Annotated in this window: 21 protein-coding genes; 8 read left to right on the forward strand and 13 right to left on the reverse strand. The window is 65.7% G+C overall.

The features are described 5' to 3' along the window. The first annotated feature begins 3 nt into the window (after positions 1–3). On the forward strand, positions 4–801 hold the full coding sequence (locus EU803_RS04445) for a transglutaminase family protein (protein WP_129680218.1): 798 nt from the start codon (positions 4–6) through the stop codon (positions 799–801). 7 nt (positions 802–808) lie between these two features. Then, positions 809–1,549 (forward strand): proteasome-type protease, encoded by a 741-nt coding sequence (locus EU803_RS04450; RefSeq protein ID WP_129680220.1) that lies wholly within the window; start codon positions 809–811, stop codon positions 1,547–1,549. 7 nt (positions 1,550–1,556) lie between these two features. On the opposite strand, the gene EU803_RS04455 is transcribed toward EU803_RS04450, so the two are convergent. Both EU803_RS04455 and EU803_RS04460 read right to left on the reverse strand, forming a co-directional pair. Continuing rightward, positions 1,557–2,540 (reverse strand): aldo/keto reductase, encoded by a 984-nt coding sequence (locus tag EU803_RS04455; protein ID WP_129680222.1) that lies wholly within the window; start codon positions 2,538–2,540, stop codon positions 1,557–1,559. A 19-nt stretch (positions 2,541–2,559) separates the two neighbouring features. Further along, positions 2,560–3,801 carry an FAD-dependent oxidoreductase gene (locus EU803_RS04460; protein ID WP_129680224.1) on the reverse strand — a complete coding sequence of 414 codons (1,242 nt, stop codon included), beginning with the start codon at positions 3,799–3,801 and terminating at the stop codon, positions 2,560–2,562. Positions 3,802–3,923: 122 nt separating this feature from the next. On the opposite strand from EU803_RS04460, the gene EU803_RS04465 reads away from it, so the two are divergent. Continuing rightward, a complete protein-coding gene (locus EU803_RS04465; RefSeq protein ID WP_129680226.1) occupies positions 3,924–4,613 on the forward strand; it encodes a DUF374 domain-containing protein in 690 nt (229 codons plus the stop codon). Positions 4,614–4,717: 104 nt separating this feature from the next. On the opposite strand, the gene EU803_RS04470 is transcribed toward EU803_RS04465, so the two are convergent. The 4 genes from EU803_RS04470 to EU803_RS04485 all read right to left on the reverse strand — a co-directional run bounded on the left by EU803_RS04470 (position 4,718) and on the right by EU803_RS04485 (position 11,928). Continuing rightward, positions 4,718–8,059, reverse strand: coding sequence for an error-prone DNA polymerase (locus EU803_RS04470; protein WP_129680228.1), 3,342 nt, complete (start codon positions 8,057–8,059; stop codon positions 4,718–4,720). A gap of 432 nt (positions 8,060–8,491) precedes the next feature. Beyond that, a complete protein-coding gene (locus tag EU803_RS04475) occupies positions 8,492–10,285 on the reverse strand; it encodes a DNA polymerase Y family protein (protein ID WP_129680230.1) in 1,794 nt (597 codons plus the stop codon). Between the two features lie 17 nt (positions 10,286–10,302). Then, a complete protein-coding gene (locus EU803_RS04480; protein WP_129680232.1) occupies positions 10,303–11,034 on the reverse strand; it encodes a hypothetical protein in 732 nt (243 codons plus the stop codon). Positions 11,035–11,337: 303 nt separating this feature from the next. Further along, complete coding sequence (locus EU803_RS04485; protein ID WP_129680234.1) at positions 11,338–11,928, reverse strand: TetR/AcrR family transcriptional regulator; 591 nt, start codon at positions 11,926–11,928, stop codon at positions 11,338–11,340. 118 nt (positions 11,929–12,046) lie between these two features. Here EU803_RS04485 and EU803_RS04490 point away from each other — a divergent pair, with 118 nt between their 5' ends. The 4 genes from EU803_RS04490 to EU803_RS04505 all read left to right on the forward strand — a co-directional run bounded on the left by EU803_RS04490 (position 12,047) and on the right by EU803_RS04505 (position 15,331). Beyond that, positions 12,047–12,352, forward strand: a complete 306-nt coding sequence (locus EU803_RS04490; RefSeq protein ID WP_129680236.1) for a hypothetical protein — start codon at positions 12,047–12,049, stop codon at positions 12,350–12,352. Positions 12,353–12,407: 55 nt separating this feature from the next. After that, positions 12,408–13,694 (forward strand): homoserine dehydrogenase, encoded by a 1,287-nt coding sequence (locus EU803_RS04495; RefSeq protein ID WP_129680238.1) that lies wholly within the window; start codon positions 12,408–12,410, stop codon positions 13,692–13,694. 120 nt (positions 13,695–13,814) lie between these two features. Next, complete coding sequence (gene glpX, locus EU803_RS04500) at positions 13,815–14,780, forward strand: class II fructose-bisphosphatase (RefSeq protein WP_129680240.1); 966 nt, start codon at positions 13,815–13,817, stop codon at positions 14,778–14,780. Continuing rightward, positions 14,777–15,331, forward strand: a complete 555-nt coding sequence (locus EU803_RS04505) for a cysteine hydrolase family protein (RefSeq protein ID WP_129680242.1) — start codon at positions 14,777–14,779, stop codon at positions 15,329–15,331. The genes glpX and EU803_RS04505 overlap by 4 nt, the downstream gene beginning before the upstream one ends. A gap of 3 nt (positions 15,332–15,334) precedes the next feature. Here the strand turns inward: EU803_RS04505 and EU803_RS04510 are convergent, their stop codons facing one another. Further along, positions 15,335–16,315, reverse strand: coding sequence for a GSCFA domain-containing protein (locus tag EU803_RS04510; protein WP_129680244.1), 981 nt, complete (start codon positions 16,313–16,315; stop codon positions 15,335–15,337). A gap of 565 nt (positions 16,316–16,880) precedes the next feature. Between EU803_RS04510 and EU803_RS04515 the strand changes: the two genes are divergently transcribed. Next, positions 16,881–20,549, forward strand: coding sequence for a vitamin B12-dependent ribonucleotide reductase (locus EU803_RS04515; RefSeq protein ID WP_129680246.1), 3,669 nt, complete (start codon positions 16,881–16,883; stop codon positions 20,547–20,549). 205 nt (positions 20,550–20,754) lie between these two features. On the opposite strand, the gene EU803_RS04520 is transcribed toward EU803_RS04515, so the two are convergent. The 6 genes from EU803_RS04520 to EU803_RS04545 are packed head-to-tail and all read right to left on the reverse strand — an operon-like array spanning position 20,755 to position 25,004. Next, positions 20,755–21,225: a thioesterase family protein gene (locus tag EU803_RS04520; RefSeq protein WP_129680249.1), complete on the reverse strand. Its 471-nt coding sequence runs from the start codon at positions 21,223–21,225 to the stop codon at positions 20,755–20,757. A 2-nt stretch (positions 21,226–21,227) separates the two neighbouring features. Beyond that, the gene (locus EU803_RS04525) at positions 21,228–21,659 is read right to left on the reverse strand and encodes a cupin domain-containing protein (RefSeq protein ID WP_242494280.1); all 432 of its coding nucleotides are present in this window, start codon (positions 21,657–21,659) and stop codon (positions 21,228–21,230) included. Then, entirely contained in the window at positions 21,656–22,324 is a 669-nt protein-coding gene (locus EU803_RS04530; protein ID WP_129680253.1) for a haloacid dehalogenase type II, read from the reverse strand. Before EU803_RS04530 ends, EU803_RS04525 begins: the two co-directional genes overlap by 4 nt. A gap of 45 nt (positions 22,325–22,369) precedes the next feature. Further along, the gene (eno, locus tag EU803_RS04535) at positions 22,370–23,647 is read right to left on the reverse strand and encodes a phosphopyruvate hydratase (RefSeq protein WP_129680255.1); all 1,278 of its coding nucleotides are present in this window, start codon (positions 23,645–23,647) and stop codon (positions 22,370–22,372) included. A 43-nt stretch (positions 23,648–23,690) separates the two neighbouring features. Next, positions 23,691–24,584: a DMT family transporter gene (locus tag EU803_RS04540; RefSeq protein ID WP_129680257.1), complete on the reverse strand. Its 894-nt coding sequence runs from the start codon at positions 24,582–24,584 to the stop codon at positions 23,691–23,693. Beyond that, positions 24,585–25,004: a Fur family transcriptional regulator gene (locus EU803_RS04545; RefSeq protein ID WP_129680259.1), complete on the reverse strand. Its 420-nt coding sequence runs from the start codon at positions 25,002–25,004 to the stop codon at positions 24,585–24,587. Between the last annotated feature and the right edge of the window lie 57 nt (positions 25,005–25,061).

The raw sequence follows: 25,061 nt of genomic DNA on the forward strand, positions 1-25,061 counted from the left end.
CCCATGCGTCTGACCATCCATCACACGACCCGCTATCGCTTTGCCGAACCGGTGACCTTTGCCTTGCAGCAAGTGCGCAAGACGCCAAAATCGACCGCCCAGCAAACGGTTGTCGACTGGCAGACCAATGTGCAGGGCGGGCGCAAGGAGTTGTCGTTCGAAGACCATCACAACAACACCGTCGAACTGGTCAGCATGGACCGCGGGGTTGTCGAACTGGACATCGTGTCGGATGGGACAGTGGACTTGACCGAAACACACGGCGTTGTCGGGCCGCACCGGGGGCCGGCGCCGCTGTGGCTCTACCTGCGGTCCACCGACCGGACCGAGGCCGGGCCGGGCGTCCGGGACCTGCTGCGCGGCATGGACGCAGACCAGCCGCTTCCCGCCCTGCATGAGCTGTCCGAACGGATTCGTGACAGGATCGCCTATGAGATCGGCGCTTCTGAATCCAGCTGGGGCGCAGAAGAGGCGATCGCCGCCGGGCGCGGCGTTTGTCAGGACCATGCCCACGCCTTTCTTGCCTGCGCCCGCCGCCTTGGCATCCCCGCACGGTATGTGTCGGGCTATCTGATGCTGGACGACCGGACCACGCAGGACGCGATGCACGCCTGGGCCGAAGCCCATGTCGAGGGGCTGGGCTGGGTCGGGTTCGACGTGTCAAACGGCATTTCCCCTGATACCCGCTATGTCCGGGTCGCAACGGGGCTGGACTATTCCGATGCCGCGCCGGTATCTGGCACACGGGTCGGCGGCGCGGGCGAGGTGCTCGAGGTGCGGATCGACGTGGCACAGCAGTGAGGGCCGGATGACATATTGCGTTGGAATGATGCTGGACGCGGGCCTTGTGTTCATGTCCGACACCCGCACGAACGCCGGCATCGACAATATCTCCAGCTTTCGCAAGATGACGGTCTGGGAAGAGCCGGGCGACAGGGTCATTACCCTTCTGTCCTCTGGCAATCTTGCCACCACGCAGGCCGTTGTCAGCCTGCTGGACGAACGCACCAAGACGCCCGAGGATCGACAGCCTTCCCTGCTGGCCGCCCCGTCGATGTTTCAGGCGGCGCGGCTGGTTGCCGCGACCCTGCGCGAGGTGATCAGCCAGCACCGCGAGGGCGGGCAGGAAGCAGCAAGCTCTTTTGGGGCGACCCTGATCCTTGGCGGGCAGATCGCGGGCGGGCCGCCGCGCCTGTTCCTGATCTACCCCGAAGGCAATTTCATCGAGGCCAGCCCCGACACCCCGTTCTTCCAGATCGGCGAGACGAAGTATGGCCGTCCGATCCTTGTCCGGGCCTACAATCCCGCCATGGGCTTTGAAGAGGCGATGCGCCTTTTGCTGGTCAGCTTCGATTCGACGGTAAAGGCCAATCTTTCGGTGGGCGCGCCGTTCGATTTCCATATCTACAGCACCGACAGCCTTGCGGTCGAAACCCGAGGCCGGATCGACGCGGATGATCCCTATCTTCTGTCGATCTCGGAGGGGTGGGGCGACGCGCTGAAGGCGGCGCTGGACCGGCTGCCGCCCTTTACCCTGCCCGCGGAATAGGCGCGGGTCAGCAGTAGCGTTCGACCGACTTCCATTGGCCTTCCGAATATCGGTCACCGTGGGCAAAGCCCGCGGGCAGGACGGATTCGATCCGGGCAATGTCTTCGGCCGAGAGATGGATCGTATCCGCATCGGCCCAGTCTGACAGGTGTTCGGCGGTCCGTGTGCCGGGGATCGGGATCACCCGGTCGCTGCGCGACAAGAGCCAGGCCAGCGCCAGCGCCGACGGGGTCTGTCCCATCTCTTCGGCAAGGGTGCGGAACCGCTGGATATGGGCAAGGTTGGCAGGGTAGTTTGCGGGCGAAAACCGGGGAATGTCGCGACGCAGGTCGTTTTCGCCCATGGTCGCCGGATCCGGCGCGACCCGCCCGAACATGCCCCGCGCCAGCGGTGCAAAGGCGACAAGGCTGATCCCCAGCGCCTCGCAAGTCTGAAGCACGCCCAGTTCCGGCAGCCGGGTCCAAAGCGAATATTCGCTTTGCACTGCAAGGCAGGGGTGGATGGCATGGGCGGCGCGGATCGTGTGCGGGGCCACCTCGGACAATCCATAGCCGCCGATCTTGCCCTCCGCCACAAGGTCGGCCAGCCCGCCGATCGTGTCCTCCAGCGGCACCGAAGGATCACGCCGGTGGACGTAATAGAGGTCCACCCGGTCCACCCCCAGTCGCGCCAGCGATCCCTCCAGTTCAGCCCGCAGATAGGCGGGGTCGTTGTTGGTAGGCCGGGCCGGGTCGCGGGTGATGCCGCCTTTGGTGGCCAGCGTGACCTGCGTGCCCGTAGATTTCAGCCAGCGGCCCAGAACCTCTTCTGACCGGCCCGCGCCATAGATATTGGCCGTGTCCAGAAAGGTGATCCCGGCATCGACGGCGGCGTCCAGACAGCGAAAGCTGTCCTCGTCCCGCGCCGTGCCGAAGGCCCCGGCAAAGCTCATGCAGCCCAGTCCGATGGCGGGGATCGTTGGCCCGTTCTGGCCCAGTGTCCGGTCTTGCATGGTGCGTCCTTTCGTTGGGTCAGGCGTAGCGGCGGTCGGGGGCAAAACCTGCGATGGGCAGGTTCGGCTGCCGACCTTCGGCAAGGTCCGCGACGATCCGCCCGGTGATCCCTCCAAGGGTCAGCCCAAGGTGCTGATGCCCGAAAGCATGGATGATCCTGTCGCTGTGCGGCGCGCGGCCAATCACCGGCAGGCTATCGGGCATGGTCGGCCGGTAGCCCAGCCAATGGCTGGTCGGTTCGGGCAGGGGGCCAAGCATTTCGGCCCCTTTACGGGCGATATAGGCGAGCCGACCCTGATTGACCCGCTTGCGCAGGGATGCGATTTCAACCGTTCCGGCAAGGCGCAGCCCCTGTGCCATGGGCACCGCGTAGAACCCGCCTTCGGCCCAGCCGACGGGGCGGGTGACCCGGTGCTTCTCCCCACCAAAGATCAGGTGATAGCCCCGTTCGGTCCCCAGCGGCAGATGTTCGGCCCCCGACCCGCGCACCGATTTCGAATGGGCCCCGGCGGTGATCACCACATGGGCGGCATCAATCCGATCCTCGCCGCAGGTCACTTCGACGCCGCCCGTGTAGGCCCGTGTTTCGGTGACGGCGGCCTGTTTCCACTGCCCGCCAAGCGCAAGGAACCTGCGGTGCATCCGGGTGATCAGCTCCTGTGGGTCTTCGATGGACCGGGCGGCGTGGTAGTGCACTGCTGAATGGATCGGCTGTTTCAGGCCGGGTTCGAGGGCCAGCGCTTCTGCCGGTCCGATTTCGCGAAATGGAATGCCCTGTGCCTTGCGGAACTCCAGCCCGGCGCGGTCGCCTTCTGCAGCCGCACGGGTGGACCAGACGGACAATTGCCCGCGATTGTGGATCAGGTCTTCGGCCCCGGCCTCGGCGATCAAGGGGTTCAGCCCGGCATCGGCATGGCCCATGATATCCGCCAGTTGCCGGGCGATATGATCGGCGCGGGCGGGGCGGCAATTGGCCAGAAAGGACAGCATCCACAGGGGGTTGCGCATCGCGTGCAGGTAGTCGACCGACAACGGGCTGTCCGATCCGAACATCAGTTTCGGCAGGTTGCGCAGGATGGACGGGTTGTTGACCGGCATCACCGCATAGGTCGCCAGCGTGCAGGCATTGCCGAAACTGGTGCCCGATCCGGGCGGGTTCGGGTCGCACAAAAGCACCGACAACCCCCGCTTGCGCGCCCATAGGGCCGAGGCCGTGCCGACGATCCCGGCGCCTACCACCACAAGGTCAAAGTCCTGCATCCACGTCCCCTTTGCTTGCGGCAGAAGTGGCCACGGGGCGGGGGGCTTGTCAATTGGCCTTGGTTGACTTGGCTTCGGGTGACCCGCATAGGTTTGGCCGAGTGTTCAACGGGGCTTGGCGCATGGGACTTCGTCGCCGGATCGAGAATTCCGACCTGCTGGCCGGGCTGATTGCCCGCGGGCTGGCGGGATACCTGCGCCTGTCGTTTCGCAGCATGTCCTGGCAGATCGAAGGGCGGGATGCCTTTGAACAGGCGGCCCGGTCGGGTCCGGTGGTTCTGGTCATGTGGCATTCGCGTATCCTGCTGGCCCCGGCGATCGTGAAACCCACGGGCGCGCGGTTGGTCACCCTGCGCGATCCGTCGCCTATGGGCCGGGTGTCGGGCGCGGTGCAGCAGCGGTTCGGATTCCTGTCGCTGGCGATGTCCGCGGCGGCGTCGAACCGGGCCACGTCCAAGGCGATCATGCGCCAGTTGAAGGACGGCCACGGTATCGCCCTGACTGCCGACGGCCCGACGGGCCCGGCGCGGGTGCTGAAGGCGCCACCGCTGGAATGGGCGCGGATCAGCGGCGCGCCGGTCTTCACCTTTGCCTTTTCGACCACGCGGCAGCGGCGGCTGAACAGTTGGGACCGGATGCTGTTTCCCCGTCTGTTCGGGCGCGGGGCGGCGGTGTTTACCCGCTGGGACCACGAGGTGCCGCGCAAGCGATCTGAGGCGGAGCTGGCCGACCTGACCGAGGCACTGACCGGGGCGCTGAACCAGACGCAGGCGCAGGCCGACGCGCTGTTGGACCTGCCACCGGGGCCTTAGCCGATTTCACACAAGGGGCAGGCACGCGCCCGTCCGGGTGGGCGTGGAACACGCCCGCCTTGGGGGCGGGCGTGTGCCGGGCCGCTGCGCAACCCGGCGATGACCTAGTGGAAATCCCGGCTTTTGGGGATGATCCTTGCGTTGCGTGGGTGCCGGTGGGTCGGGCCGGGGATCGGTTTGACCACCTCGTCGGCATGGGACAGGGGCGGCGCGATCCCTTCCGGGGCCAGCCGCATCAGCGCATCGGTCCGGTCTTCCAGATGCTGGGCGATGACATGGATGATCTCGGCATCGCGCTGCACATAGCCTTCGATCATCAGCAGGCGCGATTGCATCACCACCTTGCGATAGACCTCCATCACCTTGGGCCAGACCACAAGGTTGGCGACGCCCACCTCGTCCTCGATGGTGATGAAACAGACGCCCTTGGCGGTGCCGGGGCGCTGCCGGATCAGGACCAGCCCGGCCATGCGCACCTTTTGCCAGTTCTGGGTGGATTTCAGCGCGGCGATGTCGATGAACCCCTGCTTGCGCATGCTTTGACGCAGAAAGGACATCGGGTGCGCCTTCAGGGACAGGCGCAGGGTCTGGTAATCGGCAACCACCTGTTCGCAGACCGGCATGACGGGCAGGGGGACGGGCACCTCGTCCCCTTCATCGCGGGAGGTGCGGAACAGGGGCAGGTCGGGGGCATCGCGCAGGGCCTTCGCCTCCCACAGGGCCTGACGGCGGTCGATGAACAGGGACCGCATCGCGTCGGCCTCGGCCAGCCGGCGGATATGGGCGGCGGACAGGCGGCCCCGTTCCTGCAGATCCTTCACGTCGCGATAGGGCGCGTCGCGGGCGGCGATCAGCCGGGCGGCGGCCTCTTCCCGGAACCCGCCGATCTGACGCAGCCCCAACCGCAGGGCAAACCGGGGCGGCCCGCCAGCCCGGCGCGGGGTGGTGTCGTATCGGTCGGCGATGGGTTCCAGCGTGTTGTCCCAGTCGGAATAATTCACATCCGGCGCGCGCACCTCGACCCCGTGGTCCTGCGCGTCGCGGACGATCTGGGCCGGGGCGTAGAAGCCCATCGGCTGGGAATTGAGAAGGGCACAGGCAAAGGCCGCCGGGTAATGCCGTTTCAGCCAACTTGAGACATAGACCAGATGGGCGAAACTGGCGGCGTGGCTTTCGGGAAACCCGTATTCGCCAAAGCCCTTGATCTGATCAAAGCAGCGGTGGGCAAAGTCGGGGTCATAGCCACGGGCGACCATGCGGCCGACCATCTTGTCTTCCAACAGACCGATGGTGCCCTTGGACCGAAATGTCGCCATGGCCTTGCGCAGCTCGTTCGCCTCGGCCGGGGAAAACTTGGCCGCGTCGATGGCGATCTTCATCGCCTGTTCCTGAAAGATCGGCACACCAAGGGTGCGGCCCAGGATGTTTTTCAGTTCCAGCGGGTCGTGCGGCGGCGCGGGCGAGGGGTATTCGACCGCCTCTTCGCCATTCCGGCGGCGCAGGTAGGGATGGACCATATCGCCCTGGATCGGGCCGGGGCGGACGATGGCGACCTCGATCACAAGGTCGTAAAATTCGCGCGGACGCAACCGGGGCAGCATGTTGATCTGGGCCCGGCTTTCCACCTGAAACACGCCCACGCTGTCACCCTTGCACAGCATGTCATAGACGCGCGGGTCTTCGCGCGGGGTATCGGCCAGCGTCAGCGGGCGGTGGTAATGGGCCTTTAGCAGATCGAACACCTTGCGGATGCAGGTCAGCATCCCCAGTGCCAGAATATCGACCTTGAGGATCCCCAGCGCGTCGATGTCGTCCTTGTCCCATTCGATGAAGGACCGGTCGACCATGGCCCCGTTGCCGATGGGCACGGTTTCGGTCAGCGGGCGTTCGGTCAGGATAAAGCCGCCGACATGCTGGCCCAGATGCCGGGGCATCCCGATCAACTGGCGGGCGACGATCAGGGTGCGGCGCAGGGTCCGGTCGGACAGGTCCACGCCCGCCTCTTTCGCGTGGCTTTCATCGACGGTGGTGCCCCAGCTGCCCCAGACGGTTTTCGCCAGCGCCCCGGTCACATCCTCGGACAGGCCCATGACCTTGCCCACCTCGCGGATCGCCGAGCGGGGGCGGTAATGGATCACCGTGGCGCAGAGCCCCGCCCGGTCGCGCCCGTATTTCTGGTAGATGTGCTGGATCACCTCCTCGCGCCGTTCGTGTTCGAAATCCACGTCGATGTCGGGCGGCTCTTTCCGTTCCTCGCTGATGAAGCGTTCGAACAAAAGCTGGTGCTGGGCCGGGTCCACGGCGGTGATCCCAAGAACAAAGCAGACGGCGGAATTGGCCGCCGATCCGCGCCCCTGGCACAGGATCGGCGGGGTCGCCTCGTGCCGGGCATAGCGGATGATGTCATGGATGGTCAGGAAATAGCGGGCGATGTCGAGTTTCTCGATCATCGCCAGTTCCTTTTTCAGAACCGCGCGCGTGGGCAGGGGGATGCCTTCCGGGTAACGCTCTGCCGCGCCCGCCCATGTGAGCTGCTCCAGATAGGCTTGCGGGGTCATGTCCGGCGGCGTCACCTCGCGCGGGTATTCATAGGACAGGTCGGACAGGTCAAAGGTGATCCGGTCGGCGATTTCGCGGCTGGCGCGGATCGCGTGGGGCCATTCGGCGAACAGGCGGACCATCTCGGACGGGGGGCGCAGGTGGCGTTCGGCGTTGGGTTCCAACAGGCGGCCCGCGCGGGCCAGCGTGGTCTTTTCCCGGATGCAGGTCATCACGTCCTGAAGCGGGCGGCGGTCGGGCGCGTGATACAGGACATCGCCCGTGGCCAGCAGGGCCAACCCGTGGCGGGTGGCCAGCCGGTCCAGCCGGGTGATCCGGGCCCGGTCGTCGCCCCGGAACCGGTGGGCGGCGGCGATATGGGACAGGGTCGGCAGGCGGCGGATCAGCCGGGGCAGGGCGCGGGCGAACCCCTCCAGATCCTCGGGCGGGACCGCGATCAGGATCAGCCCCTCGGCATGGGCGGCCAGATCATTCAGCGTCAGGTCGCAGACCCCCTTGGCCTGCCACGTGCCGTCAGGATCGTGCCGCTTGCCCTTGGTCAGCAGGCGGGACAGGCGGCCATAGGCCTCCCGGTCGGTGGGATAGGTCAGAAACTCCTCGCCCCCCAGAAGCCGCAGGCGGCAGCCGGTCAGCGGGCGCAGGCTGGCCTTGCGGGCCTCGGACCACAGGCGCACCACCCCGGCCAGCGTGTTCAGGTCGGCGCAGCCGATCGTGTCATAGCCCTGCGCCCAGGCCTCCTGCGCGATGTCCACCGCGTCCGAGGCGCCGCGCAGGAAGGAAAAACAGGTGGCCAGTCCCAGTTCGACAAAGGGCGCGCGCGGGTTGGGGGGGAAGTTGCCATCCTCGGGCAGGGTGCGGCGGGGGATCGCATGGTCATTTTCCGGCATGACGGCCCCCGCCGGCGGGCCATGGGTTGAAACCCATGGTGACTTGGTGCGCAGCGGTCGGGATGGCGCAGGTCGGCGGGCCGGGCAGGGGGGCGCTGCCCCCCGTCCGCTTGCGCGGCCTCCCCCCGGGATATTTGTAACCCAAAGAAGACAGGGGACAGGTCCAGCCCCCCGGACGGTTCAACGCTGCCGGGGGGCCTTCTCCGGGTGCGGCCATCGGCGTCCCCGCCTGTTCCGCACCTTCTTCATGGCCCATTAAGGTTAATGGTTCCTTGCTTCTTTGGGTCAATAAATATCCCGGGGGTGAATTCGCGCAGCGAAGAGGGGGCAGAGCCCCCTGCCTTTCCTTGCCGCCGGGGGCCCCACGGCGGGCGTGTTCCCCGCCCCCCCGGGCGGTTGCGTGCCTGTGGTGGATATCCCCCTCTTCGTAGGTCATCGGAACACCCCGTGCACGAACCATTGTGGCATGTGCCCCCGCTGGTCCCCCAACACCCCGTCCCGGTAGATCCACAGCCGCAGCCCATGGTCGCTTTCGACCTTGTAGTAGTCCCGCAGCCGGGTGCCGGGGCTGTCGGCCCACCATTCCGGGGCGATCCGTTCGGGTCCGGAAAACCGCGCCACCCGGCGCGGCACCCGGCGCCAGACGAACTGCGCGGGCGGCCCTTCGGGCACGGCGTAGAGCACCCGGATTTCCTCGGGCGTGTCGAACAGGTGCAGCGGCCGGTCCGGCCCGGCGGGGGCGGTGGCGGCGGCCCGCCCGGCGGGGGCATGAGGCCAGCGTTCGGCCCGTTCGGGGATATGGCTGTGCGACAGCGCCGGAGACCGCAGCGTGCCCGGCCCCAGCCGCGCGCCGATCCGGTCCATCAGCCGCGCCACTTCGGTCCCGTCGTCGCTGCCGCCCTCGATCCGGGTTTGCACCCGGTCCACCGGTTCGGTCAGCCCGGCCTCGAGCGTGATCAGGTCAAAGCCGAAGCCGGGGTCGATCCGGTCGAGCCGCCCGTCGAACAGCCGCGCCATATGCGCCCCGTCCCGGCTGGCCTGCGCCAGCCGCAGGCTGACCGAGGAGACCTCTCCATCCGTGCGGTAGACCGTCAGCCGGACCTGCCGCGCGCCCATGCCCGCCGCCGCCAGCCCGCCGCATAATTCGTCGCACAGCCCCGGCACCCAGTCCGAGGGATCGGCCACGGGATCGGCCAGCCGCGATTGCACGGCAAAGCGGGGCGGCTCTTCGGGCGGGCTGACCGGTTCGGCCAGCCGTCCCATCATCTGGTCCAGCCGCAACAGGGGATTGTCGGGCAGCTCTGCGCGGTTGAACCGCCGCGCCAGCGACAGCCGGGGCACGGCGGCAAGGTCGCCCACGGTTTTCAGCCCCAGCCGGTTGAGGAGTTGCACCGCATCGCCCCGCAGCCGCAGCGCCCGGACCGGCATCGGCCCCATCCGCAGGGCCAGCCGGTCCGGGGCGCAGACCTCGCGCACGCGGCCGAACCGCGCCAGCGCCCAGGCCGCCCCATGGGTGGGCGCCACCGCCAGCGCGGCGCTAAGCCCCAGCCGCGACAGCTCCTCCTCCATCCCGCGCAGCATCGCCGCCTCGCCGCCCATCAGGTGATCCGATCCGGTGGTGTCCAGAACCAGCCCGTCATCGCCGTCCACCGCCGTCCAGGGGCACCAGCGCCGCGCCCAGAGCATCAGCCGCTCCAGCGCGGCCCGGTCCCCGGCGAGATCGGCGTAATCGACCCGCAGTTCGGGGCAGAGCGCGCGCATGTCCACCACCCGCGCGCCCCGGTGCACCCCGGCCTGTTCAGCGGGCCGGTTGGTGGCATGGATCACCGGCCCGTGCGGCCCTTCCACGGCCAGCGCGACGGGCAGGTCATCGGGCGGGGCATCGTTGCGCCCGGCGGCCCATTTCTGCCAGCGTTCCATGGCGAAGCGGGGCAGGTGGATCGCGGTGATCCGCCGCCCCAGCGGATTGCGTTCGTCCCGGTCCCGGCCTTCGCGCTGGGCGGGGGTGGCGGCCCCGGCCCGGTCGGCGCGGGCCTTGCCGGGATCACCCCCGGCCCGCCAGGCGGGGCGCGCGGCGGGGCTGTCCTGCCGGGGCAGTTGGCGCAGGTCCGCCTCCAGCGCCCCGCGCAGCACGGACAGCGCCTCGTCAAAGGCGGTTTTGTCGCCCGTCTGCGGGGCCTGCTGGGCAGTCTGCGAGAGGACGGGCAGCTTGTCCTCGTGTTTCATCGGGTTCGTGTCCTGCGTTAACCTGTCCGTTCTTCGGGTGGGGCGGCGTTCTGTTCCATGCCGTGGTCAAGGTGCAGCCCGCCGTCCTGCATCGGCCGGGCCACCCATTGCCCCGGGGGCCGCCAGCGGGCGCGGAACAGGTCGGCCTGCCAGACGGGCGCGCCGGGCGCGCGGCTGTCGTCGGGGTGGGTCAGCGATTGCAGCGATCCGACCCGCCAGCGTTCCCGCGCCGCGGACAGGTTTGCCTGCCCGCCCCGCCGGATCAGCCAGCAGGGCACGCCATGCGCCTCGGCCCGCATTGCCAGCCGTTTCGTTGCGGTGAAATCCAGCGCGGGCGGATCGCCCCAAAGCTCTCCGATCACGGCGCCAAGGCCGGGGCAGCCGACCCCCTGTTCCAGCACCCACAAAAGATCGGCGGCCTTGCCGACGCAGGCGTAGAGGATCGGCCGGTCGTGTCCGGCCTGCGCCAGCCCGTGCAGATAGGGGCGGCCCATGTCGCGCCGGGTCACCCGGTCCTGCACCCAGAGGATCGGCTTGTCCGTCGCGCCCTTGCGCCCGGCCTGATCGGCGCGCAGCCGGGCCAGCACGAATCCCGTCGCCGCCCCGTCCATTGGGCTGTCGGCAAAGACCTCGGCCAGGGTTGGAGCAGAGACGGAGGCCTCGTCCGTCCTGTCCGTCTGTCCGGGGCGCGTGGCGCGGCCCCGCAGCAACTGGGTCGCGGTTTTCGGAGGGGGAGGGGCGCTGTGCATGAGTCTCCTCGCCGGTTAATGTTCTCTTTTTGTTCTAGTCCGGAAGGCGGGATTGGTCAAGAAAAGGGAGGGGGTGATCTGACCGGCATGGACCGGGCGACCAGCCCGGAGCGGGCGCGGCCCTCAATGGCGCGGGAACAAGGCCGAAGGCCGCCCGCGCATCGCCGGCCCGTCCCGGCGGGCTGGCGATATGGGGACGTCCGGAAGCCGCGGCAATGTCATTCGGGGTGACCCGATAAATCGCGCCGCCCAACCGGCACAATCGCCATCCCACGGGCCGGCGACGCGCGGGCAATGCGCCTCTCAGGCTGCGACGGCCTTGCGCACGAGGTTGAGGTAGATCTCTTCGATCTCGGCAAGGTCAAGACGGCCGCCCTTGCGATACCAGTTCGTCACCCCGGTCAAGAGGGCGATCACCGCCATGGTGGTCACCCGCAGGTCGGTGACGCTGAAATCGCCGGTTTCGACGCCGGCCTGCAAAACGGCCTCCAGCCGGTCCTCGTAGGCGCGGCGCATCGCTTCGACCCGGGCGAAATTGTCCGGCTCCAGATTGCGCAATTCCATATAGGCGATGAACACCTGATCGGCCCGGTCCATGTGGAACCCGATATGGTGACGCACGAAATGGTCCAGCCGGGCCGGGGGCGGGGCAGTGGGGGCTGCCGTGCCATCGAAAGAGGCCAGCAATTCCGACAGGTGGTCCTCCATCAGGTCGAACAGCAGGCTTTGCTTGTCCGGGGTGTAGTTATACAGCGCCCCGGCCTGCACCCCGACCTCGGCCGCGATCTGGCGCATCGACACGGCGGCATAGCCGTGACGGGCGAACAGCCGCCGGGCGGCCTCGCGCACCTTGGGGCCTGTGATATCAGAATGGGAACCGCGTTTCCGTGCCATGCACCCATGTAACTGAACGAATGTTCATTTGAAAAGGGGGCGGCCGCGCCGGGCGGGCCTTGCGGGAGGGGGCGGGCTGCCTGTATCGTCGGGCGAAACCACGGGGCCGTCACGCCGAATGAAATTCAAGTATCTGATACCATTGGCACTTCTTGCCGCTTGCGCCGAATTTCCGGCGCTGGACCGGGTCGATGTCGCTTCGGCGGAACGGGCCCCCTATCCGGCGATCATTCCGCTGGGTCCGGTTCTGGCCGGGCTGGACCAGACCAGCGGCCAAAGCCCGCTGACGCCGGAGTTTGCCGCGAGCCTGACCGCCCGGCTGCGGGCGTTGCAGGCACGGGCGGCGCGGCTGCGGGGTCCGGTGATCGACGGCACCACCCGCGCCCGAATGCGGGCCGGGGTGAACAGCACCGCGTTGCAGTAGGGCCGACTTCCGGGTAACAGCCTTTCGAACTTGCAAGAAACCTACGGGAATCCCCATGTCCGAACCCCTTCGTCTTGGTATCGCCGGTCTTGGCACTGTCGGCGTGGGCGTCGTCAAGATCGTCCGAAAACACGCCGCCCTGCTGGAGGCCCGCGCGGGCCGTCCGGTGACCATTTCGGCGGTCTCGGCCCGGTCGCGCGGCAAAGATCGTGGCGTGTCGATTTCGGACTTCGCATGGGAAGACGACCCTGTCACGTTGGCCAAGCGGGACGATGTGGATGTCTTCGTCGAACTGATGGGCGGGGAAAACGGCCCGGCCAAGGCCGCGACCGAGGCGGCGCTGGCCGCGGGCAAGGATGTGGTCACCGCCAACAAGGCGCTTCTGGCCCACCACGGGCAGGCGCTGGCCATTCAGGCCGAGGCCGCAGGTCGGTCGATCCGCTACGAGGCGGCCGTCGCGGGCGGCATCCCGGTAATCAAATCCCTGCTGGAAGGGCTGGCCGGGAACCAGATTTCCCGCGTCATGGGCGTGATGAATGGCACCTGCAATTACATCCTGACCCGGATGGAAAGCGCGGGCCTGACCTATGATCAGGCCTTTGCCGAAGCCGACGGGCTGGGCTACCTCGAGGCCGATCCGCAGTTGGACGTGGGCGGCATCGACGCGGGCCACAAACTGTCGATCCTGTCGGCCATCGCGTTTGGAACGCAGGTGGATTTCGACGCGGTCGAGCTTGAGGGGATCGGCGCGATCACCATCGAAGACATCCGCGCCGCCGCCGACATGGACTATAAGATCAAGCTTCTGGGTGTGGCTCAGATGACGGGCCGGGGGCTGGAACAGCGCATGTCGCCCTGTCTCGTGCCCGACAGCTCGCCGCTGGGTCAGTTGCAGGGTGGAACCAATATGGTCGTGCTGGAAGGTGACAGCGTGGGCCAGATCGTTCTGCGCGGCGCCGGTGCGGGCGAAGGCCCGACCGCCAGCGCGGTGATGGGCGACATCGTCGATATCGCGCGCGGGATCCGGCTGCCGGTCTTCGGCCAGCCCGCGACCGGGCTGCGCAATGTGCCCGCCGCCCGCGCCGCCGTGCCCGCCCCCTATTACCTACGCATCCAGTTGCAGGACAAACCCGGCGCGCTGGCCAAGATCGCGCGGGTTCTGGGCGAAAGCGGCATCTCGATCGACCGGATGCGCCAATATGGGCATGAAGACACCACCGCACCGGTTCTGATCGTGACGCACAAGACCACGCGGTCGGCGCTGGAACAGGCGCTTGCCGGGTTCCGCGAAACCGGCGTGGTCGAGGGCGAACCGGTCGCGATCCGCATCGAAGCGGTCTGATCGCGGCGGGCGCTGTGCCCGTTAGCGTTATCATCCCTCTGCGGTTGCGGGTCGGGCTTGTCATCGGGGCGTGTGGGCGGCTAGGTGACCGTCAACGCACTCCGGAACAAGGGACCGACCATGGCCAAGGCTTCTGAATTTCACGACCGCATGTTGTCCCTGGGCCTTGCCCGCGTGTCCGAGGCGGCGGCGCTTGCCTCGGCCGGGCTAATCGGGCGCGGCGACGAAAAGGCGGCGGATCAGGCCGCGGTCAACGCCATGCGCGAACAGCTGAACCTGCTGGACATCGCCGGCGTCGTGGTGATCGGCGAGGGCGAGCGGGACGAGGCACCGATGTTGTTCATCGGCGAAGAGGTCGGCACCGGCAACGGCCCGGCGGTGGATATCGCGCTGGACCCGCTGGAAGGCACCACCCTGACCGCCAAGGATATGCCCAACGCGCTGACCGTCATCGCCATGGGGCCGCGCGGGTCGATGCTGCACGCCCCCGACACCTATATGGACAAGCTGGCCATTGGGCCGGGGCTGAAGCCGGGCACCGTGACCCTTGCCATGTCCCCGTCCGAACGGGTGTCGGCGCTGGCCGCCGCCAAGGGCTGTTCGACCGAGGATATCACTGTCTGCGTCCTTGACCGCCCCCGGCACGAAGAGATGATCGCCGAGATCCGGTCCACCGGCGCGGCGATCCGACTGATCACCGATGGCGACGTGGCCGGCGTGATGCATTGCGCCGAACCCACCACGGGCATCGACATGTATATGGGGCAGGGCGGCGCGCCCGAGGGCGTTCTGGCCGCCGCCGCGCTGAAGTGCATGGGCGGGCAGATGTTTGGCAAGCTGGTGTTCCGCAACGAAGACGAGAAGGCCCGCGCCGCGAAGGCCGGGATCACCAACTTTGACCGGGTTTACACCCGCGACGACATGGTGACGGGCGACGTAATCTTTGCCGCGACCGGCGTGACCGACGGATCGATCCTTCAGGGGATCAAGCGTGATCCGGGGATGCTGACCGCCGAAACCATCCTGATGCGGTCCAAGACCGGGTCGGTCCGGCGGATGACCTACCAGCACCCCACCGGGAAATGACAGCGCCCGCGCTGATCCTGATTGATATCCAGACCGGTTTCGACAGCCCGGTCTGGGGCGACCGGAACAACCCCGACGCCGAGGACAAGGCGGGTGATCTTCTGGCCCGCTGGCGAAGGGCGGGCGCGCCGGTAATCCACATCCGTCACGTCAGCACCGAACCGGGCAGTCCGCTAGGCCCCGCGACGGGCGGCACCGCGTTCAAACCGCAGGTCACGCCTGTGGCCGGCGAGGTGATTTTCGACAAATCGGTCAACTCTGCCTTCATCGGAACCGGGCTGGAGGCGCATTTGCGTGACATCGGGGCGACCGATCTGGTGATTTGCGGTCTGACCACGCCGCATTGCGTGTCGACCACTTGCCGGATGGCCGCGAACCTTGGGTTCCGGGTCAGCCTTGCCCATGATGCCTGCGCCGCCTTTACGGGCAATGCGAACAGCGGGTGGGCCGACCTGCCCGCGATGACGGCGACAGAGATACACACCAGCGCCGTGTCGCATCTGCATGGCGAGTTCGTCACGGCGGTCCGGGCGGAAGACGCGCGACCCTAGGCCCTACTCGGCCGCCAGCGCATCCGGCAGGTATTGGGCCACGATATGGCGGACAAGGCGGCGCACGATGAATTGCGACACATGCACCTTGTCGGCGTCGTAGGCCACGATCCCGGCGGTGCGCACCGTTTCGTAGATCGGGACATAGTCCAGATGGGAATGCGCCTGCCAAAGCTCCTCGACCACGATGCGCAGCACGGATTTCGAATATTCATTGGCGGTGACGCAATCCATCCCGGTAAAGCTGTTGCCGATGGGGACCGGGGACACCGTCAGGATCACGTTGACCCTCAGATCGCCCAAGCGTCCGATTGCGGGGTCGAGGAGCGACAGCGCCGTGTCTGGCCCAAGACGGCGAAAGGTGAACCGGTTCGGGTCGCGTTCGGCGATGCGCGGGTCCGGCAGACGGTTCAGGTAGCATTGGGTCAGATGGTCGAACCAACTTTCGACATGACCCAACGTGATCACGACGGTCGAGGATTGCGGCAACCAGCGATAAAGCTGGTCGATCTCCGCACGCCGGTCCAGCGCGCGCTCACGCGTCACGGGCTGGCCACCAGCCAAAAGAAGATCCGAAAAGGCTTCTGGTTCTACCTCGACAATGGTTTCTGCGGGGATTTCAGTGCCCTGCACCGCCCAGTTGATCCGCTGCGCCATGGTGCCGGGGGTGAATTCGTTCAGGATTCCATTGGCGCGGGGCCAGGGCCATTCCGATTTCGGAACTCCGTATCCGGCGACAGGAACATTGGCACCTTGCCGTTCCAATTCGGATTCTACGTTGCGGGCAAAACAGGACCCGAGGGTAAAGACCGGACGTCCATCAGTCAGGTTCATCGTGAACCTTGGCGACAGTTTCGGCAGGATCAGCCCATCCACTTCGCGCGGGTCATTGCGGCCCGGATACTTGCGTGCCGGTCCGATCTGACGCATCTGCGCCATGGCGGTTTCGAACGAAACCTCGGGGATGCTGGTGGGGCTGCTCACTAGATCCTGTGTCTTATTGGTTTGGGTCACCCTCAGGATTTGTGGCCGATATGTCAACGTGCACAATAGGTGGTAGGCGCGTCGGTCAGGTCGCGCCGGGCCGGGCCAGACCTCATGCTTTGCGTCAAGGCTGCCGCCTAAGGCCCCCGGATATCAAAACTTTCCAAAATCGAACATTTGGATGCACAGGAATTAACCATCTGTGGGTAACTCGGGGGAGGAATCGGCGGACCCTGCACTTAGGGTCATGGTCAACAGATTTTTCCTACATCTAGTCTAAAAATAACCGTTGACCCCCTAGGGGTAGATACGCCAGTTTGTGCGAGCCGGCCGATACGATACAACATTTAGTGGCAGGGACGGCGCAAACAGAACGAAACAAGGGTTGCCCGTGACGCGGGTGATTCACACTGACGCGGTTCGTCTGCTGGGGCGGGCCGCGACCGGGATCGGTTTGCGCGGGGGCCCACTTGTATCGCATCGGCCACGAGAGAGAGAGGGCGGCATCTGGGTGTCGCAGGACAAGGGATCAGCCGCAACGTCGGCAACCAAGGGGCAAGGCGCGATGAAGATCGAACGCAACTTCACGAAGGCAGGCAAGGACGCATATGCAGAGGTCGAATTCCGGACCACGTCGTCCGAGATTCGCAACCCGGACGGCACCGTCGTCTTCAAGCTGGACAACTGCGAAGTTCCGGTGAAATGGAGCCAGGTGGCCTCTGACGTCATCGCGCAGAAGTATTTCCGCAAGGCGGGTGTTCCCTCCGAAATGAAGAAGGTCAAGGAAAAGGGCGTGCCCGAATTCCTGTGGCGGTCGGCACCGGCCGAAGGCGCGACCTTCTCGGGCGAAACCTCGGCCAAGCAGGTATTCGACCGTCTGGCCGGCGCCTGGGCCTATTGGGGCTGGAAGGGCGGCTATTTCTCGACCGAGGAAGACGCCCGCGCCTATTACGACGAAATGCGCTTCATGCTGGCCACCCAGCGCGCCGCGCCGAACAGCCCGCAGTGGTTCAACACCGGCCTGCATTGGGCTTACGGCATCGACGGCCCGGCGCAGGGTCACCACTATGTCGACTACAAGACCGGCAAGCTGACGAAATCGACCTCGTCCTACGAGCATCCGCAGCCGCACGCCTGCTTCATCCAGTCGGTCAGCGATGACCTTGTGAACGATGGCGGCATCATGGACCTTTGGGTGCGCGAGGCGCGCCTGTTCAAATACGGCTCTGGCACCGGCACCAACTTCTCGTCCCTGCGGGCCGAGGGCGAGGGCCTGTCCGGTGGCGGCAAGTCGTCGGGCCTGATGGGCTTCCTCAAGATTGGCGACCGCGCCGCGGGTGCGATCAAGTCGGGCGGCACCACCCGCCGCGCGGCCAAGATGGTGATCGTCGACGCCGACCACCCGGATATCGAGGACTTCATCGACTGGAAGGTTCTGGAAGAACAGAAGGTCGCCAGCATCGTCGCCGGATCGAAGATGCACGAGCAAAAGCTGAACGGCATCTTCAAGGCGATCAAGACATGGGACGGCAAGGCGGACGACGCCTATGACCCGTCGGTGAACGACGCGCTGAAAGAGGCCGTGCGCGATGCCAAGCGGGTCGCCATCCCGGAAACCTACATCAAGCGGGTGCTGGATTACGCCAAGCAGGGCTATGACAGCATCGAATTCCCGACCTACGACACCGATTGGGACAGCGAAGCCTACAACTCCGTTTCGGGCCAGAACTCGAACAACTCGATCCGCGTGACCGATGCCTTCCTGCAGGCCGTCCGGGATGACGCCGATTGGGATCTGATCAACCGCACCAACGGCAAGGTCGCCAAGACCGTCAAGGCCCGCGATCTGTGGGAAAAGGTCGGCCATGCCGCCTGGGCCTGTGCCGATCCGGGCATCCAGTTCCACGACACCGTCAACGCCTGGCACACCTGCCCCGAAGACGGGCAGATCCGCGGGTCGAACCCCTGTTCGGAATACATGTTCCTTGACGACACGGCCTGTAACCTCGCGTCGATGAACCTGCTGACCTTCTACAAGAACGGCGAGTTCCAGGTCGAAGACTACATGCACGCGACCCGCCTGTGGACCGTGACGCTGGAAATCTCGGTCATGATGGCGCAGTTCCCGTCCAAGGAGATCGCGCAGCGGTCCTATGACTTCCGGACCCTTGGTCTTGGCTATGCCAACATCGGCGGGCTGTTGATGAACATGGGTTTTGGCTATGACAGCGACGAGGGCCGCGCGCTGGCCGGTGCCCTGACTGCGATCATGACCGGTGTGGCCTATGCCACCTCGGCCGAGATGGCGGGCGAGCTGGGCGCCTTCGCCAAGTTTGACAAGAACCGCGACCACATGCTGCGGGTGATCCGCAACCACCGGACCGCGGCCTATGGCAAAGCCGAGGGTTATGAGCAGCTTGCGGTCAAGCCGGTCGCGCTGGACCACGCCAACTGCCCCGACCAGCGTCTGGTCAAGCTGGCCATGGAAGCCTGGGACGAGGCGCTGAGCCTTGGGGAAAAGCACGGCTACCGCAACGCCCAGACCAGCGTGATCGCCCCCACCGGCACCATCGGTCTGGTGATGGACTGCGACACCACCGGGATTGAACCGGACTTTGCGCTGGTGAAGTTCAAAAAGCTGGCCGGTGGCGGCTACTTCAAGATCATCAACCAGTCGGTTCCCGCCGCGCTTGAAAAGCTGGGCTATGGCAGCGCCGAGATCGAAGAGATCATCGCCTATGCGGTCGGCCACGGCTCCATCGGGCAGGCCCCGGCGATCAACCACACCTCGCTGATCGGCCACGGCTTTGGTCAGGCGGAACTGGACAAGGTTGAAGCGGCGCTGAAATCCGCCTTCGACATCCGCTTTGTCTTCAACCAGTGGACCCTGGGCGAGGCGTTCTGCCAGAAGACGCTGGGTATCCCGGCGGAGAAGCTGAACGACCCGACCTTCGATCTGCTGCGCCATCTTGGGTTCTCGAAAGCCGAGATCGACGCCGCCAACGATCATGTCTGCGGGACGATGACGCTGGAAGGGGCACCGCACCTGAAGGAAGAGCACCTGACCGTGTTCGACTGCGCCAACCCCTGCGGCAAGAAGGGCAAGCGGTATCTGTCGGTCAACAGCCATATCTACATGATGGCCGCCGCACAGTCCTTCATCTCGGGCGCGATCTCCAAGACGATCAACATGGCCAACCACGCCTCGATCGAAGATTGCCAGAAGGCCTACGAGCTGTCCTGGTCGCTGGGGATCAAGGCCAACGCGCTCTATCGGGATGGCTCCAAGCTGTCGCAGCCGCTGGCCGCCGCGCTGGTCGAGGATGACGACGAGGCTGCCGAGACCCTCGCAACAGGGTCCGCACAGGAAAAGGCCGCCGTTCTGGCCGAGAAGGTGGTCGAAAAGATCATCATCAAGGAAGTCCTGCGCACCCAACGCGAAAAGATGCCGGAGCGCCGCAAGGGCTATACCCAGAAGGCGATCGTCGGGGGCCACAAGGTCTATCTGCGGACGGGCGAATATCAGGACGGCAGCCTTGGCGAGATCTTCATCGACATGCACAAGGAAGGCGCTGGCTTCCGGGCGATGATGAACAACTTCGCCATCGCGGTGTCCGTGGGCCTGCAATACGGGGTGCCGCTGGAAGAGTTCGTCGATGCTTTCACCTTCACCAAGTTCGAACCGGCCGGGATGGTGCAGGGCAACGACTCGATCAAGTCGGCGACCTCGATCCTCGACTACATCTTCCGCGAACTGGCCGTGTCCTATCTGGACCGCACCGATCTGGCCCATGTGAAGCCCGAAGGCGCGTCCTTCGACGATCTGGGCCGGGGCGAGGAAGAGGGCGTGTCGAACGTGACCACCCCCTCCGAAAGCGCCGCCTCCAAGTCGCTGGAAGTGCTCAAGCAGATCAGCTCCACCGGCTACCTGCGCAAGCGTCTTCCGCAGGAACTGGTCGTGCTTCAAGGCGGGATCGGGGCCACGGCATTTGCCGGGGCGGGCGATGCCTCAGCCGCGCTGCAAACGCTGGTGCCCGAAGTGGCCACGGCACAGGTCGCCGTCGGAGGAAGCACCGCGCTCTCGTCCGGATCGGTCAGCATCTCGGCCCGCGACAAGGCCAAGATGCAGGGCTACGAAGGCGATCCCTGCGGGGAATGCGGCAACTACACGCTGGTGCGCAACGGCACCTGCATGAAGTGCAACACCTGCGGGGGGACCAGCGGGTGTAGCTAAGAAGATTGACGGGGCAGACTCATGTCTGCCCCGTCGGAACGCCTCTGGCGTTCCAACGTGGTCCGGCGAGGGTGCGCCCGCGCCGCCGACGTTCAGGCCGCAGGCAGAAACCGGGCGGTACACAGAATGAGCCTGAACGGCGAAACTTTCAGAGGGGCTTCGGCCCCTCTTTTTTCTTGTTCCGCAACGGGTTGTCGGGCGGTGTTCAGGTGGCGCGCGCGGCCCCGTCGATCCCTTCGAAGACCTTCAGAAAGCTGTCGGGCAGCGGCATCTTCCCCGACCCATCGGGATACATCGCAACCATGATCCCACGGAACCGGCTGCACAGCCTGCCGCCGGCCCAAAGTTCGTTTTCAAGGGTAAAGCTGGAGGTGCGGAAGCCCACGCAGCGGCAGGTGATGACATAGTCCTGTTCCGCGAAAAGCTCTGCCAGATAGTCGATCTCGGCCCGGAAGATGACAAGACGCGGCTCGTCCGGGCCAAAGCTGGTCAGCCCGTGATGCCGCAAATACCGAACCCGCGCGGTTTCATACCAGACGGTATAGGCCGCGTTGTTGGCATGCCCCAGCGCGTCGATCTCGTTAAAGCGGACCCGGTCGGCAAGGGCGAAGGGGGCAGGGCTTGCCACGCCTGCGGCGCGCTGTTCGTCGTCGGTCAGGCAGTCGTGATAGCGCATGGTCAATCGTCCTTTGCGGGGATGTCAAAGTCGGGCGGGGCCAGTTCAAAGCCGCTGAACTGAAAACCGGGCGACACGGTGCAGCCGACCAGCGTGTAGTCGCCGGTTGTCTGCGCGGATTGCCAGAACCCTTCGGGAACAATGGCTTGCGGGCCGGTGTTCGTCTCGATCTCCGGGCAAAGCCGGTGCCGCATGGCAGGCCCCGCCGCTGTTTCCGCGATGAACAGGTCAAGCGGCGCGCCCGCGTAGAAATGCCAGATCTCGACCGCGTCGACCCGGTGCCAATGGCTCCGCTCGCCCGCCTTCAGCAGGAAATAGATGCAGGTGCCGGCCGGGCGGCCCGGTCCCCCGGCAACCCATGTCTGGCGGTAATGGCCACCTTCGGGATGCGGCTCCAGCCCCAATTGGGCGATAATGTCGTCTGCCGTGCTCAAACCTTGTCCGCCAAGTCGTTGAAATCGCGTGCGATGATGTCCCATTTGTCGCCGGGTTCCAGATCCGCGGTCTGGGTCGGGCCGTATTCCGTCGGGCGGGGAATGAACCCGGTTTTCAGGCCCGTCGCCCGGGCCGCGTGCAGGTCGCCATTGTGGGCGGCGACCATCATCACCTCGGACGGGTCAAGGCGCAGCGCGGCGCAGGCGGCCAGATAGACCGCGGGCTTGGGTTTGTAATCGCGGGCAATCTCGGCCCCTAGGATGCAGTCCCATGGCAGCCCCGCATAGCGCGCAAGGCGGGTCATCAGGGCAATGGACCCGTTGGAGCACGGTGCGATGATTGCCTTTTGTTTCAAACGGCTAAGGCCCGAAGTTACATCGGCCCATGGGTCCAGACGTTCCCATGCTGCGTTCAGGCTGTCCGGGGCGTCCACCCCAAACCGCCGGGCCACGGTGCGCAGGTTTTCCAGGTGCAGATCGTCCAGCGGCACATAGCCCCGGTTCCCCTCGCGCACCCGCGCCATCGCCGGGTCATATTCCGCGCGCCAGGCATCGGCAAAGGCCAGCGCGTCAACCTGAGGCAGCACCGCTGCAACCTCGCGCGCGACGGAGGTGCGCCAGTCCACGCAGGTGCCGAAAACATCGAAGATGAACGCCTTGACCATGGGGGCAGAGTGCCTGCGCACCCAGCCCCCTTCAAGGCGAAAAGATCAGCCGCGCAGGATCGAACGACCGGCGAATTCGGCGGAGGCGCCGAGCATTTCTTCGATCCGGATCAATTGGTTGTATTTGGCCAACCGGTCGGACCGGGCAAGCGAGCCGGTCTTGATCTGGCCGCAGTTCGTGGCGACGGCGAGGTCCGCGATGGTCGCATCCTCGGTTTCGCCCGAGCGGTGGGACATGACGTTGGTCATGCGGGCGCGGTGGGCCATTTCGACGGCCTTCAGCGTCTCGGTCAGGGTGCCGATCTGGTTGACCTTCACCAGCATGGAGTTGGCGCAGCCGCGCGCGATCCCGTCGGCCAGACGGGCCGGGTTGGTCACGAACAGGTCGTCTCCGACCAGCTGAACCTTGTCACCCAGACGGTCGGTCAGGGCCTTCCAGCCGTCCCAGTCGTCCTCGCTCATTCCGTCTTCGATCGAGATGATCGGATAGTCGTTCACCAGCGCGGCGAGGTAGTCGACGTTTTCATCGGAGGACAGGGTTTTCCCTTCGCCGGAAAGGACATACTTGCCGTCCTTGAAGTATTCGGTCGCCGCGCAATCGAGCGCGAGGAAGATTTCCTCGCCCGGTTTGTAGCCTGCTTTCTCGATAGACTTCAGGATGAAATCGAGCGCGTCGCGGGTGGACGACAGGTTGGGCGCAAAGCCGCCTTCGTCGCCGATCCCGGTGGACAGGCCCGCGGCAGAGAGTTCTTTCTTCAGGGTGTGGAACACTTCGGAGCCCATGCGCACGGCCTCGCGGATGTTTTCCGCAGCCACCGGCATGATCATGAATTCCTGAATGTCGATCGGGTTGTCGGCGTGTTCGCCACCGTTGATGATGTTCATCATAGGCACCGGCAGGACGCGGGCCGAGGTGCCGCCGATGTAGCGGTAGAGCGGCTGCGCGGTGTACTCGGCGGCGGCCTTAGCCACGGCCATCGACACGCCGAGGATCGCGTTGGCGCCAAGCCGGCCCTTGTTCGGGGTGCCGTCCAGTTCGATCATCAGCTCGTCAATCTCGACCTGATCGGTGGCGTCCGCGCCGATGACGTTCTCGGCAATTTCGCCATTCACGGCGGCGACGGCTTCCAGCACGCCTTTGCCCATATAGCGGGCCTTGTCCCCGTCGCGGCGTTCGACCGCCTCGTAGGCGCCGGTGGAGGCGCCGGACGGCACAGCGGCGCGGCCCATGGTGCCGTCTTCCAGCGTCACGTCCACCTCAACAGTGGGGTTGCCGCGGCTGTCGAGGATTTCGCGGGCGTGAATGTCGATGATGGTGCTCATGGGATGCTCCTATCGGGCAGGGATGTTAGCGATAACGGGCGCTCTATAGCGCCTCGGGTTTGGAAAGGGAAGCGCGGCGCTTTGCCTGAGTTTCGCGCCAAAAACTGTAAAGGCCAGAGACGACGATGATGACAGCCCCCAAAAGGGTCCAGCCATCGAGGGTTTCGCGGAAGATGATGACGCCAAGGGCAAGGCCAAAGACGATCCGTGTGTAGCGGAAGGGGGCGACAAAACTGACATCGCCGACCCGCATCGAGGCAACCATCGCGTAGACCGCCGGGATGAACAGGAAGCAGGCCCCACCAAGGTAGAGCCATGCCATGCCTTCGGGCCGAAGGGGCGGCGTGTTCTGCGCCACGCCCAGCAGGAAGCCCGCCGCGATCAGGGCCACGAAGGCCGCAGCCGACAGTTGCAGCGTGTGAATATCGCGGTTGACCATACGGGTGACAATGTCGCGCGAGGCTTGCAGGATGACGCCCAGAACCACGAGGATCGCGGCGGGCGTGAAACTGTCGCCAGTCGGTCGCAGCACGATCAGCACACCGCACAGCCCGACCATGATCGCGGTCCAGCGGCGCCAGCCGACCGGTTCGCCCAGAAAGATGGCGGCCCCAAGGACGACCAGCAGCGGGTTGGCCTGAACAATTGTGGTGAACAGCGACAGGTCCACATCCCGCAGCGCAAAGACGAAAAAGACCGATGCGCCCGCGTCGAAGACCCCCCGCATCAGCGCAGCACCCCGAAAGACCTGCACGGGCAGCGGTTTCAGTCCCTTGGATTTCGCGGCGAGCGAGAAGGCGACCAGACCGACGATCCCGATTGCCACCAGCACCTGTGCCTTGGGCATGGTTTCGGTGGCCAGTTTGATGCAGCTGTCCACGATGGCATAAAGCCCCATGGCCAAGGTCATCCAGCCCGCGCCCTTGAGGTTGCCCACCTAGGATTTCCTGTCTTTCAGAGGGACGCCGTAGAGTTCCAGCCGGTGCCCCTTGATTTCATAGCCCAGCTTGCGGGCGATCTTTTCCTGCAGCGCCTCGATCTCCTCGTCGACGAATTCGATGACGTCGCCGCTGTTGAGGTCGATCAGGTGATCGTGGTGGGCCCGGTCTGCCGCCTCATAGCGGGCGCGCCCATCGCCGAATTCGTGCTTTTCAAGGATGCCGGATTCTTCGAGCAGTTTGACGGTGCGGTAGACCGTGGCGAGCGAGATTCGGTTGTCGCGGTCGCTGGCCCGGCGGTAAAGCTCTTCGACATCCGGGTGATCGTCGGAATCCTGCAAAACCGAGGCAATGACCCGGCGCTGGTCGGTCATACGCAGGCCCTTGGCCTCGCAACGGTCAAGAATGGTCTCGGTCATCTTGGGGCAGTCTTTAGGGGAAAGCGGCGCGTGGCTCCACACCCAATTTGCGGGCTG

The organism is Loktanella sp. IMCC34160 (assembly GCF_004145845.1).
Lineage (GTDB): Bacteria > Pseudomonadota > Alphaproteobacteria > Rhodobacterales > Rhodobacteraceae > SELP01.